16 protein-coding genes are annotated in these 13,273 nt (G+C 72.2%); 9 read left to right on the top strand and 7 right to left on the bottom strand.

Annotation, left to right across the window (positions count from 1 at the left end):
• Nucleotides 1–6: 6 nt before the first annotated feature.
• The gene (locus IF28_RS0122820; RefSeq protein ID WP_030223537.1) at nucleotides 7–195 is read right to left on the bottom strand and encodes a hypothetical protein; all 189 of its coding nucleotides are present in this window, start codon (nucleotides 193–195) and stop codon (nucleotides 7–9) included.
• A gap of 158 nt (nucleotides 196–353) precedes the next feature.
• Between IF28_RS0122820 and IF28_RS0122815 the strand changes: the two genes are divergently transcribed.
• Nucleotides 354–1,238, top strand: a complete 885-nt coding sequence (locus IF28_RS0122815) for a winged helix-turn-helix domain-containing protein (RefSeq protein ID WP_078621345.1) — start codon at nucleotides 354–356, stop codon at nucleotides 1,236–1,238.
• Nucleotides 1,238–1,993 carry an HAD family hydrolase gene (locus IF28_RS0122810; RefSeq protein WP_234325326.1) on the top strand — a complete coding sequence of 252 codons (756 nt, stop codon included), beginning with the start codon at nucleotides 1,238–1,240 and terminating at the stop codon, nucleotides 1,991–1,993. Before IF28_RS0122815 ends, IF28_RS0122810 begins: the two co-directional genes overlap by 1 nt.
• 2 nt (nucleotides 1,994–1,995) lie before the next feature.
• Here the strand turns inward: IF28_RS0122810 and IF28_RS36505 are convergent, their stop codons facing one another.
• Nucleotides 1,996–2,178 carry a hypothetical protein gene (locus IF28_RS36505; RefSeq protein WP_037893792.1) on the bottom strand — a complete coding sequence of 61 codons (183 nt, stop codon included), beginning with the start codon at nucleotides 2,176–2,178 and terminating at the stop codon, nucleotides 1,996–1,998.
• A gap of 174 nt (nucleotides 2,179–2,352) precedes the next feature.
• On the opposite strand from IF28_RS36505, the gene IF28_RS0122800 reads away from it, so the two are divergent.
• On the top strand, nucleotides 2,353–3,228 hold the full coding sequence (locus tag IF28_RS0122800) for a winged helix-turn-helix domain-containing protein (protein ID WP_030223530.1): 876 nt from the start codon (nucleotides 2,353–2,355) through the stop codon (nucleotides 3,226–3,228).
• A 257-nt stretch (nucleotides 3,229–3,485) separates the two neighbouring features.
• Nucleotides 3,486–5,600 (top strand): aminoglycoside phosphotransferase family protein, encoded by a 2,115-nt coding sequence (locus tag IF28_RS0122795; protein ID WP_030223528.1) that lies wholly within the window; start codon nucleotides 3,486–3,488, stop codon nucleotides 5,598–5,600.
• A gap of 18 nt (nucleotides 5,601–5,618) precedes the next feature.
• Here the strand turns inward: IF28_RS0122795 and IF28_RS0122790 are convergent, their stop codons facing one another.
• On the bottom strand, nucleotides 5,619–6,506 hold the full coding sequence (locus IF28_RS0122790; protein WP_030223527.1) for an NAD(P)-dependent oxidoreductase: 888 nt from the start codon (nucleotides 6,504–6,506) through the stop codon (nucleotides 5,619–5,621).
• 50 nt (nucleotides 6,507–6,556) lie between these two features.
• Here IF28_RS0122790 and IF28_RS0122785 point away from each other — a divergent pair, with 50 nt between their 5' ends.
• Nucleotides 6,557–6,901, top strand: coding sequence for a winged helix-turn-helix transcriptional regulator (locus IF28_RS0122785; protein ID WP_030223526.1), 345 nt, complete (start codon nucleotides 6,557–6,559; stop codon nucleotides 6,899–6,901).
• Nucleotides 6,902–7,052: 151 nt separating this feature from the next.
• The gene (locus IF28_RS0122780; protein WP_420713791.1) at nucleotides 7,053–8,303 is read left to right on the top strand and encodes an aminotransferase class V-fold PLP-dependent enzyme; all 1,251 of its coding nucleotides are present in this window, start codon (nucleotides 7,053–7,055) and stop codon (nucleotides 8,301–8,303) included.
• 31 nt (nucleotides 8,304–8,334) lie between these two features.
• Here IF28_RS0122780 and IF28_RS0122775 read toward each other — a convergent pair whose 3' ends face one another.
• The 3 genes from IF28_RS0122775 to IF28_RS0122765 all read right to left on the bottom strand — a co-directional run bounded on the left by IF28_RS0122775 (nucleotide 8,335) and on the right by IF28_RS0122765 (nucleotide 10,029).
• Nucleotides 8,335–8,922: a DinB family protein gene (locus IF28_RS0122775; RefSeq protein ID WP_030223522.1), complete on the bottom strand. Its 588-nt coding sequence runs from the start codon at nucleotides 8,920–8,922 to the stop codon at nucleotides 8,335–8,337.
• A 78-nt stretch (nucleotides 8,923–9,000) separates the two neighbouring features.
• A complete protein-coding gene (locus tag IF28_RS0122770; protein ID WP_158713708.1) occupies nucleotides 9,001–9,468 on the bottom strand; it encodes a hypothetical protein in 468 nt (155 codons plus the stop codon).
• A 36-nt stretch (nucleotides 9,469–9,504) separates the two neighbouring features.
• Nucleotides 9,505–10,029 (bottom strand): AAA family ATPase, encoded by a 525-nt coding sequence (locus IF28_RS0122765; RefSeq protein ID WP_030223518.1) that lies wholly within the window; start codon nucleotides 10,027–10,029, stop codon nucleotides 9,505–9,507.
• Between the two features lie 96 nt (nucleotides 10,030–10,125).
• Between IF28_RS0122765 and IF28_RS36500 the strand changes: the two genes are divergently transcribed.
• From IF28_RS36500 to IF28_RS0122750, 3 genes are all read left to right on the top strand, one after another.
• Nucleotides 10,126–10,602 carry a helix-turn-helix domain-containing protein gene (locus IF28_RS36500; RefSeq protein ID WP_051713837.1) on the top strand — a complete coding sequence of 159 codons (477 nt, stop codon included), beginning with the start codon at nucleotides 10,126–10,128 and terminating at the stop codon, nucleotides 10,600–10,602.
• A 40-nt stretch (nucleotides 10,603–10,642) separates the two neighbouring features.
• Nucleotides 10,643–11,260, top strand: a complete 618-nt coding sequence (locus IF28_RS0122755) for a hypothetical protein (RefSeq protein WP_030223514.1) — start codon at nucleotides 10,643–10,645, stop codon at nucleotides 11,258–11,260.
• A gap of 123 nt (nucleotides 11,261–11,383) precedes the next feature.
• Nucleotides 11,384–11,716, top strand: a complete 333-nt coding sequence (locus IF28_RS0122750) for a DUF2516 family protein (protein WP_030223512.1) — start codon at nucleotides 11,384–11,386, stop codon at nucleotides 11,714–11,716.
• A gap of 10 nt (nucleotides 11,717–11,726) precedes the next feature.
• On the opposite strand, the gene IF28_RS0122745 is transcribed toward IF28_RS0122750, so the two are convergent.
• Nucleotides 11,727–13,097: a PP2C family protein-serine/threonine phosphatase gene (locus tag IF28_RS0122745; protein ID WP_030223509.1), complete on the bottom strand. Its 1,371-nt coding sequence runs from the start codon at nucleotides 13,095–13,097 to the stop codon at nucleotides 11,727–11,729.
• Between the last annotated feature and the right edge of the window lie 176 nt (nucleotides 13,098–13,273).

The raw sequence follows: 13,273 nt of genomic DNA, 5'->3' as shown, positions 1-13,273 counted from the left end.
GGCCGCTCACAGGGCCGGCCTCGCCACCAGCAGGGCGAGCAGCACGGCTCCGGCGGAGCTGAGCCCCGGCCGGTTGGCCCTGATGCCTATGGTGAGCAGCAGCAGGCCGACGATGCCGGCCGCGCCGTACTGCCACTGGACGAGCTGTTCGACGGTGATGACCAGGACGGCGGAGACGAGGGCGAGGACGGGCATGGGGCGTTCCTCCTTCGGGCATGCGGCGGGGCGGCGGAACCATCGGCCGACCAACTTGCTGGAGTTGGTAACCAACTGTCTCTAAGTTGTCCCCACTTGGCCAGTACTTACAAACAACTTTCAAACAACTCCCGCCAGATGGATCAAAGTTGTAGCTTTTGGTCGTGACCCAGGAGAACGTGGCAGTGAACGGCAGCAGCAGAGTCTCTCCCCAGGAGATCGCCGACACCCTGCGGGAACGCATCCGGACCGGCGAGCTCAAGGCGGGCGACCGGCTGCCCACCCAGGCGGAGCTGGCCGAGGAGTTCGGCGTGGAGCGCGGCACCGTTCGCCAGGCCCTGCACGCCCTCCGCGAGGACGGCCTGCTCAGCAATCACGGCAAGGGCAGCCCGCCCCGGATCGCCGCGCCGCCCCCCGCCCGGGAGGAGCCCCAGCCGACGATGGTGGGCCTCGCGCCACGCCTCACGGAGGCGTTCGCCCCGGCCCACGTGCGCGTCGACGCGGTCTGCCTGACCGCCGAGAGCCTGATGCTGGCACTGAGCGAACCCGTCCGGCACATCCACGAGGGCCGTATCCGCCCCGAGTCGGTCGACGTCCGCCTCCTGCTGCCGTCCCGGGAGATCAACCTGGCCTTCCCGGTCCCGGTCGACGGCCGGGAGAACAAGGACGGCGACCCCGTCCACGAGCGCTGGCTGTCCATGCGCAACGCCCAGGCCCGGGTGCTGCGCCACAACCTGCTCGCGCTGCGCGCCACCCACGGCATCGACGTACGCGTCTCCTTCCGGGCGCTTCCCTTCACCCCGCCGGTGAAGCTGTACCTGCTCAACGGCGAGGAGGCGCTGATCGGCTACTACATGCTGACCCGGCGCGAGGAGGAGTGGGAGAGCCAGACCCTGGAGATGTACGACGCCCTGGGCTCCCAGTCCCTCCTGTTCTCCTTCGTCAAGCGGGACGGCCGGCGGGAGCAGGCGTTCGTGGAGGAATCCCAGAAGTGGTTCGACGCCCTCTGGGAAACCATCACGTCGGACCTGACACTCTCCTAGTGACTCCTGAGACGAAACAGACGGATGCGGTGACAGGCGGGAAGCGGACCGGAACCGACGAGGAACCGAACGAGCTGCGGCGGCTGATCGAGGACGCCCGTGTCGTGCTGTGGGACTTCGACGGCCCCATCTGCCGGCTGTTCGCGGGCCATTCCGCGGAGCGGGTGGCGAACGACCTGGCGACCTGGCTGGAGAGCCGGGGCCTGCACGGCCTGCTGACGGAGGACGAACGCGAGTTGCTGGACCCGCACGTGGTCCTGCGCGCCGTCGACCGGCGGCACCCCGGCAGCGACCTGGTCGCGGAGCTGGAGGAGCGGCTCACCCAGGAGGAATCGCGTGCCACCGTCTCGGCGATGCCCACCCCCTACGCCGATCCGCTGATCCGCACCTGGGCCGCGGTGGGCACCCGGCTGGCCATCACCACCAACAACTCCCCCCGGGTCGTGCGCGAGTACCTCGCCTCCCGCGGCCTCGGCGCCTGCTTCGCCCCCCATGTGTACGGGCGCACACAGGAGCTGAACCACCTCAAACCCGACCCCCACTGCATCAACCGGGCCCTCAACGCCATCGGTGCCGCCCCCGGGAACGCCCTGATGATCGGCGACGCCCCGACGGACCTGCTCGCCGCGCAGGCGGCCGGCGTCCCGTTCCTCGGCTACGCGCGCAACGAGCGCAAGGGCAAGCTGCTGTACGACGCGGGCGCCGAAACGGTCGTGGACTCCCTGGAACCGGTCCTGCGCCTGGTCCGGCACTGACCTCAGGCCTGGATCATCAGCACGGTGAGCACCACCGCCGCCCCGACGGCCGGGCCGTCCCGGCGTGCCCGTATCCACACGCCGAGGAAGAACAGGAGTGCCACACCGAGGGGGCCCAGTCTCGTCTGGGCGAGCAGGCCCAGGGACAGCTCGCCGAGTCCCATGAGCATGTGGAACAGGGGCATGATCCGACCATCTCCCTTCCACTTTCAGAGAAGTCTCAACTTCCCGTCCAATTGGACTGGTTGTGCTGACTGGGGTCTTCCCGGCGAGGTTGATCCCTTAACCAACCGTCCAATGGTGCCGTCCAGTTGGTGCATATTGGTTTGCCGCCGGACCGGAAGCGGTACGGTCCGCGCATGAACGGACAGCAGACCGGCGAAGGCGGCGGTGGCAGGGAGTTCGAGCGGGTCGCGGACGAACTGCGCGGCCGGATGGCGGGAGGCACGTATCCGCTGCGCTCCTTCCTGCCGTCGCAGCGCGATCTGGCCGAGGAACTGGGCGTCTCCCGCGACACCGTGCAGCGGGCCCTGCGGGAACTGGCCGACGAGGGCTGGATCGAGTCGCGGCAGGGCAGCGGCTCCCGCGTGGTCAAGACCCAGCGCATACAGTCCTCGGCGGCCAAGGCCACGAGGCTGCGCGGCGCGGTGACCCTGGCCCCGTTCATCAGCGAGGCCTTCGAGCAGCCCGAAGTCAGCCTGGACGTCTACACGCTGACGTCCGAGTCCCTCGACATGCACATCCGGCTGCAGGCGGAGCGCATCCGCGGCGGCTTCATCGCACCCCAGCGCATCACGCTCCGCATGCTCCTGCCCGACTCGACGCTGCCGCTGCCCTACCCCCGGGTCAAGGACGACCCGGACGACACCCGTATGCGCGACCGGCTGCGCACCATCACCGAGTGGCACACCACCTCACTGCTGGGGGCGCTGAGGGACCTGCAGACGGAGGGTCTCGTGCCCTCGGTCGACGTCCGGATCCGGCACACCCCCCTCACCCCCACCTTCAAGCTCTACCTCTTCAACACCGTCGAGGTCCTGCACGGCATGTACGAGATCATCGAGCGGCCGCTCAAGCTGAACGCGGACGAGGTGATCACGGCCCTGGACGTCCTGGGCCTCGGGGCGACCCTCACCCACCACGAGAAGACGGACGACCCGGCCGCTCCCGGCTCCGTCTTCGTGGACAGCATGCGGCAGTGGTTCGACTCGGTCTGGGATCTGCTCTCCGCGTGAACCGCGTGCTGTAGCATTCGCGCACCGACTGAGCAAGCGCTCGCCCCCGTTCGTACCAAGGGACACAACAGCCGACCCGAACGGCCCCGGCGGCCTCCCGCAGACAGGCGACACCACCTCCGGACCGGCAGGGGGTGCTCCGTGTGCGGGGCAGGAGGCCGTATGCGTACCGTCAGTCGTGACTCCCCTCGTACCTCCCGGAGCGGCCCGTGGGCGCACCACCCCTCCCCGCGTTCCGCGCCCGGCTCCAGGACTTCATGGAACAGGCCACCCGGAACGGGACGGCCAACAGCGGCCACCACAACCAGAACTACGTACTACCGCTGACCGAGCCGGTGGCCCGGCTGCTGGGACGTGAGGCGGGGACCTCCGTGACGGTACGCATCCGCCGGGCCGAGGCGCTGCCGGTGGTGATCAGGACCTGGGAGAACGAGGACGAGATCCTCGGCGCGGTCAGAGGGGTCCTCCCCCATGTGCCGCAGTGCCTGGCCAAAGGCGACGGCTTCGCCCTCCACAGCTATGTGGAGGGCGTACCGCTGTCCAGCGTCTGCGGCAACGGAAAGCCCGTGGACACGCTGCTCATCAGGGCACTGGCCGGACTGCTCGCGCAGATGGCCGATGTGCGGCGCAGCGCCCTGCCTCCCCTGCCGCGCGGCTGGCCCTTCAACGACACCGACAGCCAGGGCTTCCTGCGGACACTGGCGCATCTGGCCGACCGGCAGGTCCGCCAGCCCAACTGGGCCGTCTTCGGCGGGCTGTTCGCCGCGCTGGGCATCCCGGAGGACGCCCTGGTCCGGCTGGCCGAACGGGTGCCCGCCATGACCAGGCGGCCGTACAGCCTGCTCCACGCGGACCTGCACCGCGACAACGTGATCGTCTCCTACGGCGGTACTCCGCCGCTGATCTGCGTCGACTGGGAGCTGGCGACCTACGGCGACCCGCTGCACGACCTGGCGACCCACCTGGTGCGCATGAGATACCCGGCCCATCAGTGGCCCGAGGTGATCGACGCCTGGGAGGAGGCCATGCGGGGTATCCGTCCCGCCGCGGTCAGCGGACTGGCGAAGGACCTGCGGCACTACCTGGCCTTCGAGCGCGCCCAGTCGGTCTTCCCGGACGTGATGCGGGCGGCGCAGTCCCTGGAGCACGCGTTCAGCCAGAAGAACCTCGACGAGGCGACGGCGGAGGTGCGACGGGCGCTGGAGGCCGCCGCGCTGCCGCTGCGGCTCAGGAACGTGCCCGGTGCGCGGGAGATCGAACGGGCCCTGTTCCGCTGGCTGGCGTCCCGCCGGGGCCGCGATCACGACGGCCCCGACCGCGACCAGGCCTTCGGCTGGCAGCAGGACCGGCGGCTGCCGCTGCCCGGCGACTTCCCCGAGTCCGCCGTCCTGGACGCCCTCGCGGTGGAGGGCGCCGCCCCGGCGAACCGGGTGTTCAAGGGCACCGCGCACCTCAACACCGTGGTCCGGGTCCCGGGCCACGCGGGGCCCGTCGTCGTACGGCGCAGGCTGCCCGGCGTCCGGCGGCGCGAGCGCAGCTTCCTCAGCGAGCACGCCGTGCTCCGCGCCATCGAGCGCACACCCGTCGAGGTCGCGGCACCGCGCGCCCTGGCGCTGGGCGAGAGCTACCCCAACGACCGTTTCGCCGTCCACACCTATGTGGGCCCGCACGACATCGCCCACTCGCCGAACCATCCGGTGAACGGCCTGCTGCCGCACGAGGCCGACAGCCTCGTCGACCAGCTCTGCGCGCTGACCGGGGTGAACTACCACCCCCTCGACCCACTGGCGGGGGAGCGCGGCTTCCACCGCCGGCTGAAGGACCAGCTCGTACTGCTGGTCGGGGAGCTGCCCAAGAAGTCGCAGCAGCTGGCCCGGCAGCTGGGGCTGCCGGACGCGGGCCGCCTGGACCAGATCCTCTCCCGGTTCGAGGTGAGCCACCGCGAGCCGTCCCTGCTGCACGGCGACCTCAACCCCTGGAACCTGGTGCGCCGGGGCGGCTCCTACGCGCTGACCATCATCGACTGGGAGATGGCCCTGATCGGCGACCCCCTCCACGACCTGGTCCGCCATATGCACCTCACCCCGACCCGGCCGGAGATCCGGGACCGGATGTTCCGCCGCTGGGAGGACCGGCTGCCGGCCGCGTACACCCGGGACTGGCACAAGGACTGGCAGGTGTACCGCCGCCTGGAGATCGTCCGCTCGGCGTACATCGACCTCGACCGCATCGTCAACGGCGAGAGCCTGGACGCGCCCAACGTCAAGCGGGCGGTGGACTCCTACGCCGTGACCCTGGCCGTCGCCATCGGCTCCCTCGGCCTCCCCCTGCGCTCCACGGCGAACCCGTACCTCGCCCGCGCCCTGGTGTGAGCGCGCCGTGGTGCTTCGTCAGCGGCCCGCCAGGAGTTCGGTGACGCGGGTGAAGCCGTCCGCGCCGTGGCCGAGGGCGATGACCCGGCGGGCCTGGCCCTCGATCACGCGCATCACGCCCGCGTCGATGCCGTGGGACTCGGCGGCGTGGACGACGTGGGCCATCGTCGAAGCGGCCGAGGTGACCGGGTTCAGCTCGCCCGAGTACGTGCCCGCATCGGCGTCGGCCGCGAACTCGGTGAACAGCGGCGGCAGGATCGCGGCGATCCCCTGGGCGAAGGGGGCGAGTTCCGTCGCGGCGACGCCCTCCGCGCGGGCCAGGGCGAGGGCGTGCGTGTAGCCGGCCATCGCCGTCCAGAAGACGTCGAGCAGCGCGATGTCGTAGGCCGCCGCCCGGCCGATGTCCTCCCCGAGATGGGTGTGGGTGCCGCCGAGCGCCGCGAGGACGGGCCGGTGCTCCCGGTACAGCTCCTCGGGGCCGCTGAGGAGGAGGACCGCGTCGTCCGTACCGATGGACGGGGTCGGGGTCATGATCGCGCCGTCCAGGTAGCGGATGCCGTGCCCGGCGGCCCAGTCGGCGGTGTCGCGGGCCCGGCCGGGGACGTCGGCGCTCAGATTCACCACCGTACGGCCCTTGAGCGCGGCGGCGACGGCGTCCCCGCGCAGGACGGCGTCCGAGGCGTCGTAGTTCACCACGCAGACGACGGTGAGCGAGGAGGCGGCGACCGCCTCCTGCGGCGACGGCGCCGGGACCGCGCCCCGGGCGCTCAGCTCGGCGTCCCGGCCGGGCGTGCGGTTCCAGACGGTGGTGCGCACGCCCGCGTCCAGGAAGGCGCCGGCCAGCGCCCGGCCCATCGGGCCGAGCCCGAGGACGGTGACGGACGGCTGCCGCGGATGTTCGGTCATGGTGTGACTCCCTTAATATTCAAGGCAATTGATCGGGAAAGGGGCATGGCATGGTGCACCGGCGCCACGATCCGGACGTCTGCGGGGTGACCGCCGCGATCGCCGTGATCGAGGGCAAGTGGAAGACCACGCTGCTGTGGCTGCTGGAGTCCGGGCCGCACCGGCCGGCCGCGCTGCGCCGGCAGGTGCCCGGCCTCACCGAGAAGGTGCTGACGCAGGCGCTGCGGGAGATGGAGGCGGACGGACTCGTGCACCGGGAGGTGTACGACGTGCTGCCGCCGAAGACGGTCTACTCCCTGACCGCGTTCGGCCGTGAGCTCGCCGAGGCGCTCGGACCGCTGTCCGACTGGGGCCACCGCCGCCTGTCCCGGCTCACCGGGGCCCCGGCCTCCTGACGGCCGGGTCGTCTCCGCTCCCTCCCTGTCCCCGCGTCCAGGTTCGCCGCACGCGGCCGCACTGCCAAGTACGCACTTTTTTGTGCGTACGGCTGTGACCTGTGCCCCGGAAGCGGGGCGGCCGGGCGGGTGGTGTCGAATGGGTGCCCCGATGTTCCTCGCGGATGGGAGTCATGTGAGCGAGTCCGAGGTCACCGCCGTCCCGCCCCGCCCCCTGCTGCTGCCCGACGGCCGGCCTGCCGCACGGGCGTGGACGCTGGACCCCGCGCTGCGCCATCTCAACCACGGCTCCTTCGGCGCCGTACCGCTGGCCGCCCAGGAGCGGCAGCGGGAGGCGCGGGAGCGGATGGAGAGCGCCCCGGTGGTGTGGTTCCCCGAACTGCCGGGACGGCTCGCGGCGGCCCGCGCCGAACTCGCCGCCTTCCTCGGCACCGACGCCGGTGACCTCGCCCTGGTGCCGAACGCGAGCGCCGGCGCGAGCGTCGTGTACGCCAACCTGGAGCGCCGGGGCGGCGGGGAGATCGTCGTCACCGACCACGGCTACGGCGCCGTCACGATGGGCGCCGAACGGCTGGCCCGCCGCTGGGGCGGCCGGGTGCGCACGGCCGGGGTGCCGCTGGACGCCGGCGAGGAGGAGGCGTACGAGGCGGTGCTGGCCGAGGTCGGCGCGGACACCGGGCTCGTCGTCCTCGACCAGATCACCTCGGCGACCGCCCGCCGGCTGCCGGTGCGGCGGATCGGCGCGGAACTGCGGCGGCGCGGCATCCCGCTGCTCGTGGACGGCGCGCACGCGCCCGGTCTGATCGCCGCGCCGCTCGAGGGGCTGGCCTGCGACTTCTGGACGGGCAATCTGCACAAGTGGGGCTGCGCCCCGCGCGGTACCGCGGCCCTGGTGGCGCGCGGCCCGCTGCGGGACGGGCTGTACCCGCTGATCGACTCGTGGGGCGCCGGTGATCCGTACCCCGAACGCTTCGACCAGCAGGGCACGGTCGACGCGACCGGCCCGCTGGCCGCACCCGCGGCCCTCGACTTCATCGACGCGGCCTGGGGGTGGGCGGCCGCCCGCCGCTACATGGACGAGCTGGTCGCCTACGGTGCGCGGGTCGTGGGCGACGCGCTCGCCGCACTGACCGGCACGGACGCCTCCGTCGACGTCGGCATGCCCGTCCCCGGCATGCGGCTGGTGCGCCTGCCCGACGGCCTGGCCGGCACCCGCCTCGCCGCCGACGCCCTGCGTGACCGGGCACCCGCGGAACTGGGCGTGGAGACGGCGTTCACCAGCTTCGGCGGCGTGGGCTACGTACGGCTGTCCGCGCACGTCTACAACACGGCGGAGGATTACGAGTACTTCGCCGAGAAGTGCGTTCCGGTGCTGGGGGAGTGGGCTCGCGCGGCGGGATGAAGGGCCTCGGCCGGTTCTTGGAGCGGGCCGGTCACGCCTCCCGGGCGACGCGCTCCAGCCGGTCCCGGTAGGCCGCCCACCACGCCGGATCGTGCGACGGCAGGCTGGTGTCGGTCTCGCTCATCCCCGCCGCGCCGTCCATGAGTTCGCGCAGGACGTCGGCCTGCCCGGCGTGCCGCTGGGTGTCGGCGACGACCCGGACCACGGCGTGGTGCAGCGTCAGTTCGTCCTTTCCGTCCGGCCACCACGGCACCCGGCCGGTCGTGTCCAGCGGCAGCGCCTCGATCGTCGCGTCCGCGTGCGCCCACGCCCGCCGGTACAGGCCGGTGATGTCGTCCCGGGACTCCTCGGCGGTGGCCCACATGTCCCCGTTGGTCTCGGTGGCGTCCGCGAGCCAGGGCATCGCCTCACCGGACGGCCGGCCGAAGGTGTCGCCCAGATACCCCAGTTCGATACCCGCCACATGCTTCACCAGCCCGAGCAGATTGGTCCCGGTCGGCGTCATCGGCCGCCGGACGTCGTACTCGGACAGCCCGTCGAGCTTCCAGAGCAGGGCGTCACGGGCGGACTGGAGGTAGAGGCGGAGGTCGCTCCCGGCGGCACCGGTCGGTGAAGTCATACGCCCCAGTCTCCCGCCCGCGCCCGCACCCTCACCACAGTTCGCGAGGCCCGAAGGACGGTCGCGGTCCCGGGGCGGTCATCGCGCACGGGCTCGACGGCGCCACCGTGCGCGGGGGCGGGCCGGCTGCAGGCCCAGGCCCATCGCGTAGCCGATGAGGCTGTCCTCGTAGCCGTGCTGGAAGCGTTTGAGTATGCGCTGGACGGGCCAGATGACCGAGCCGTCGGGGAGACGGAGTCTGATGTCGGCCTCGCCGGGCGGGGCGTCGTCGTCCGCCTCCCAGCTCCCGCCGGCGCTGCGCCGGACCGTCTCCCCGAGATAGGCGCCGAGGGCGAACAGGCGGGGTCCGAGGCCGGTCGCGAGGAGGCCTCCCTCCACCGCGATCCCGTGGTCGCTGTGTTCGGCCATGAAGCGCTCGACGTCCCGCAGGCTCATCGGCGTGAAGTCCGCCCGGTATCCGGAGCTTTCCAGCACGCGGGCGATCCGGACGGCGCTGGTGCGCACCTCGTCCGCGAGGCGTGGTGCGTCGGCGGTGGTCGCAGTCATGCCCGGGATCATCGCCGACGCCACTGACAACGGGGGTCAGTCCTTGACGGCCTCCGCGATCCGCAGCGCGGTCTCGGCGGGGGTGAGGCGGGTGGTGTCGACGACCTCGGCCTCGGCGTGCAGCCAGGTACGGGCCGCCTGCGCGTACGGCTCCAGGTGGGCGAGGCGGAACGGGGAGTCGGGGCCGAGGACGGTGTCACCCGCGATACGGCCGCGCAGGGTCTCCTGGTCGGCGTGCAGGACGAAGTGGCGTACGGGGATGCCGTACCGGTCGAGACCCGCGCCGATCTCCCGCCAGTACTCCTCGACGAGCACGGTCATGGGCATCACCAGGGTGCCGCCGGTGTAGTCGAGCACATGCCGCGCGGTCTCGACGACGAGCGGCCGCCAGGGCGGCCAGTGCTGGAAGTTCCCGGTCTCGGGCAGCGACGGCGAGATGTCCATCAACGCCTCGCCGACCTTCTCGGCGTCGAACACCCGGGAGTCCGGAAGCAACCGTTGCACCAGCGCGGCGGTCGTCGTCTTCCCCGCGCCATGAGTCCCGTTGATCCATACGATCATGCGCCCACGCTAGCGTCACGCGTGTGTGCGTGTGCCGTGGCGCACTATTGCAAGCAGGTGCTTGCAATAGTTAGCGGGGTGCGGCAGGGTGGGGGCATGGCCTCGCTCAACGTCGGGAATCTCGGTGAGTATCTGCGCGAGCAGCGGCGCAACGCGCAGTTGTCGTTGCGGCAGCTCGCCGATGCCGCCGGGGTGTCGAATCCGTATCTCAGCCAGATCGAGCGCGGGCTGCGCAAGCCGAGCGCGGAGGTGCTGCAGCAGGTCGCCAAGGCGCTGCGGATCTCCGCCGAGACGCTGTACGTCCGCGCGGGCATCCTCGACGCCGAGCGTGACCGCGACGAGGTCGAGACGCGGGCCGTCGTCCTCGCCGACCCCACGCTGACCGAGCGGCAGAAGAACGTACTGCTCCAGATCTACGAGTCGTTCCGCAAGGAGAACGGGTTTGCGGGAGACGAGGACGGTGAGGCGACGCCCGTCCCGGCCGACGACGCCGACGACAGTGACAGCGATCCGCGGCGGACGCGGCCGGCTGAGCCGGACCGGGGCACCGGCCGCCCGCCGCGGATCACATAAAACCCTCAGCCGAAAGAAACGATCCGGGAGGACCATCACCATGGCCATCACCGACGACCTGCGCAAGACCTTCAGCGACCCGACCCCGCTGTACTTCGCCGCCGGCACCGCCGACCTGGCGCTGCAGCAGGCCAAGAAGGTGCCCGCCCTGGTGGAGCAGCTGCGCACCGAGGCCCCGGCCCGTATCGAGGCCGTGCGCAACACCGACCCCAAGGTGGTCCAGGAGCGGGCGACCGTCCGGGTCCGGGAGACGCAGGAGAACCTGCAGAGCAAGGTCGGCGAGCTCATCGGCTCGCTCGACACGGACCTGAAGAAGCTCGGTGAGAACGCCCAGGACCTCGCGCTGCGCGGCGTCGGCATCGCCGCCGAGTACGCGGTCAAGGCCCGGGAGGCCTACGAGAAGGTCGCCGAGCACGGCGAGCAGGCCGTGAAGACCTGGCGCGGCGACGCCGCCGAGGGCATCGAGGACATCGCCGTGGCCGTCGAGCCCGCGGCCGAGCCGAAGCCCGCCCCCCGTCCGGAGCCGGTCAGGCCGGTCGAGCCCGTCGAGGTCAAGGACGGCAGGCCCGCCGAGGCCGCGGTGAAGAAGCCCGCCGCCGCCAAGAAGGCCCCGGTGCGCAAGAACACCGCGAAGAAGCCGACTCCGCCCGCGAAGTAGAAGCGGGCCGACGGGCCGGGCACTCTCGTGGTGCCCGGCCCGTTGTCCGGGTAGCCGACCGGGGTATGCGGGTACGGTGACGGCGTAGAGGACGAGCCTAGTCGGGTGGTGGACGTAGTGCTGATGCAGGGTTTCGCCGGGTTCATGTGGCTGCTGAGCCTGGCCCTGATCGTGTTCAGCGGCTTCGCGCTGCTCGACGCCGCGACGCGCCGCGAGGACGCCTACCGCGCGGCCGACAAGCAGACCAAGCCGTTCTGGCTGATCATTCTGGCCATCGCCTTCGTGGTGAACCTGATCTTCAACATCCTGTCGTTCCTGCCGATCATCGGACTGATCGCGACCATCGTGTACATGGTCGACGTCCGCCCCGCGCTGCGCGGCCTCTCCGGCGGCGGGCGCCCCCGCAGGGGCTCCAGCAGCGACGGCCCCTACGGCCCGTACAACGGCGGCCGCTGAGGCGGGGGCGTCACACCGCCCGGTCCAGCAGCAGTACCGCCACGTCGTCCGTCAGCTCGCCGCCGTTGAGGTCCCGGACCTCGTTGACGGCGGTGCGCAGCAGTTCCTCCCCGCGCAGCCCCTCGGAGAGCTGGCGGCGGATCATCTCCACCATGCCGTCCTGGCCGAGCCGCTCCCCGGTGTCGCCGACCCGGCCCTCGATCAGACCGTCGGTGTAGAGCATCAGGCTCCACTCGCCGCCCAGCTCCACCTGCGTCCGCGGCCAGCGGGCCCCCGGCAGCAGGCCGAGCGCCGGGCCGTTGTTGTCGTACGGCAGCAGTCGCGCGGGCAGGCCCGGGCGGACGAGCAGCGGTGACGGGTGGCCGGCCAGGCACAGGCCGGCCCGGCGCCCGTCCGGCGCGATGTCCACCGCGCACAGCGTCGCGAAGATCTCGTCGTCGGACCGCTCGTGCTCCAGCACCTCCTGCAGCGTGCCGAGGAGCTGGTCCCCGCAGAGGCCCGCGAGGGTCAGCGCGCGCCAGGCGATGCGCAGCTCCACCCCGAGGGCGGCCTCGTCCGGGCCGTGCCCGCAGACGTCGCCGATCATGGCGTGCACGGTGCCGTCCGGGGTGCGGACGACGTCGTAGAAGTCACCGCCGAGCAGGGCGCGGGAGCGGCCGGGGCGGTAGCGGGCGGCGAACCGCAGCGGGGAGCCGTCCAGCAGCGGCGTCGGCAGCAGGCCGCGCTCCAGCCGGCGGTTCTCCTGGGCGCGCACGCGGCCCTCCGCGAGGCGCCGCTCGGCCGAGTCGGAGCGCTTGCGCTCCACCGCGTACCGGATCGCCCGGCTCAGCAGCCGGCCGTCGAGCTCGTCGCGGACGAGATAGTCCTGGGCGCCCACCCGGACCGCCTCCGCGCCGCGCTCGGCGTCGTCGGCTCCGGTGAGGGCGAGCACGGCGTGCCGGGGCGCGAGCTCCAGGACGTGCTTGAGCACGGCCAGCTCGTCACCGCCGTCGCCCGCCCGGCCCGGCGCGGGCAGCGCCAGGTCCAGCAGGATGCAGTGCACGTCGTCGGTCAGCAGCCGCTCGGCCTCGGTGAGGTTGCGGGCGGTGCGGACGCGGATCGGCCTGCCGGACTGGTCGACCGGCTCCGGCACGATCGACGACCCGCCGGGGTCGTCCTCGATCAGCAGCAGGGTGAGGGCGGTGGGCGTGGCGGCCGTCCCGGACCCGCCCGGCGCGATGCCGGCCCGGTCCGTGGTGTGCTCGGACGGGTCCGCCGCGCGGGGGGCCGGCGCCCTGGTCTCCGAGGAGTCCTGGGCGGAGCCGCCGTTCGGTGAAGCGGCCGGCGCCTGACCACTTTCCGCGGCCGGGATCGCTCTCTGCCGCGGTACGGGTGCGGGCATTGTTCCGGGTTCCTTCCCTCCCCCCGAGGGCACGGTGGGGGCGACGGCCATGGGCCCTGTGCCCCGCTCCCACCTCCGTGTGCGAGCGAAGGACGCCCCCTTCGAACGGGGACCATAGCGGGTGACGGCGCCGCAGCGGAATGGCGTGAGCCACCCGGCTGCGCCATCGACCGCTG

Origin of the sequence: Streptomyces sp. NRRL WC-3626 (assembly GCF_000718785.1) — a bacterium.
GTDB lineage: Bacteria > Actinomycetota > Actinomycetes > Streptomycetales > Streptomycetaceae > Streptomyces > Streptomyces edwardsiae.
Note: the sequence above shows the minus strand (reverse complement) of the source record. Positions and strands in the feature narration are given on the sequence as shown.

What these genes read in the sequence shown, in the direction of transcription:
- IF28_RS0122755 (WP_030223514.1), top strand. Translation starts at nt 10,643, where the DNA reads ATGGCCATCACCGACGACCTGCGCAAGACCTTCAGCGACCCGACCCCG.
- IF28_RS0122785 (WP_030223526.1), top strand. Translation starts at nt 6,557, where the DNA reads ATGGTGCACCGGCGCCACGATCCGGACGTCTGCGGGGTGACCGCCGCG.
- IF28_RS0122790 (WP_030223527.1), bottom strand. Translation starts at nt 6,506, where the DNA reads ATGACCGAACATCCGCGGCAGCCGTCCGTCACCGTCCTCGGGCTCGGC.
- IF28_RS0122780 (WP_420713791.1), top strand. Translation starts at nt 7,053, where the DNA reads ATGTTCCTCGCGGATGGGAGTCATGTGAGCGAGTCCGAGGTCACCGCC.
- IF28_RS0122750 (WP_030223512.1), top strand. Translation starts at nt 11,384, where the DNA reads ATGCAGGGTTTCGCCGGGTTCATGTGGCTGCTGAGCCTGGCCCTGATC.
- IF28_RS0122820 (WP_030223537.1), bottom strand. Translation starts at nt 195, where the DNA reads ATGCCCGTCCTCGCCCTCGTCTCCGCCGTCCTGGTCATCACCGTCGAA.
- IF28_RS0122765 (WP_030223518.1), bottom strand. Translation starts at nt 10,029, where the DNA reads ATGATCGTATGGATCAACGGGACTCATGGCGCGGGGAAGACGACGACC.
- IF28_RS0122770 (WP_158713708.1), bottom strand. Translation starts at nt 9,468, where the DNA reads ATGACTGCGACCACCGCCGACGCACCACGCCTCGCGGACGAGGTGCGC.
- IF28_RS0122775 (WP_030223522.1), bottom strand. Translation starts at nt 8,922, where the DNA reads ATGACTTCACCGACCGGTGCCGCCGGGAGCGACCTCCGCCTCTACCTC.
- IF28_RS36500 (WP_051713837.1), top strand. Translation starts at nt 10,126, where the DNA reads ATGGCCTCGCTCAACGTCGGGAATCTCGGTGAGTATCTGCGCGAGCAG.
- IF28_RS36505 (WP_037893792.1), bottom strand. Translation starts at nt 2,178, where the DNA reads ATGCCCCTGTTCCACATGCTCATGGGACTCGGCGAGCTGTCCCTGGGC.
- IF28_RS0122795 (WP_030223528.1), top strand. Translation starts at nt 3,486, where the DNA reads ATGGAACAGGCCACCCGGAACGGGACGGCCAACAGCGGCCACCACAAC.
- IF28_RS0122800 (WP_030223530.1), top strand. Translation starts at nt 2,353, where the DNA reads ATGAACGGACAGCAGACCGGCGAAGGCGGCGGTGGCAGGGAGTTCGAG.
- IF28_RS0122745 (WP_030223509.1), bottom strand. Translation starts at nt 13,097, where the DNA reads ATGCCCGCACCCGTACCGCGGCAGAGAGCGATCCCGGCCGCGGAAAGT.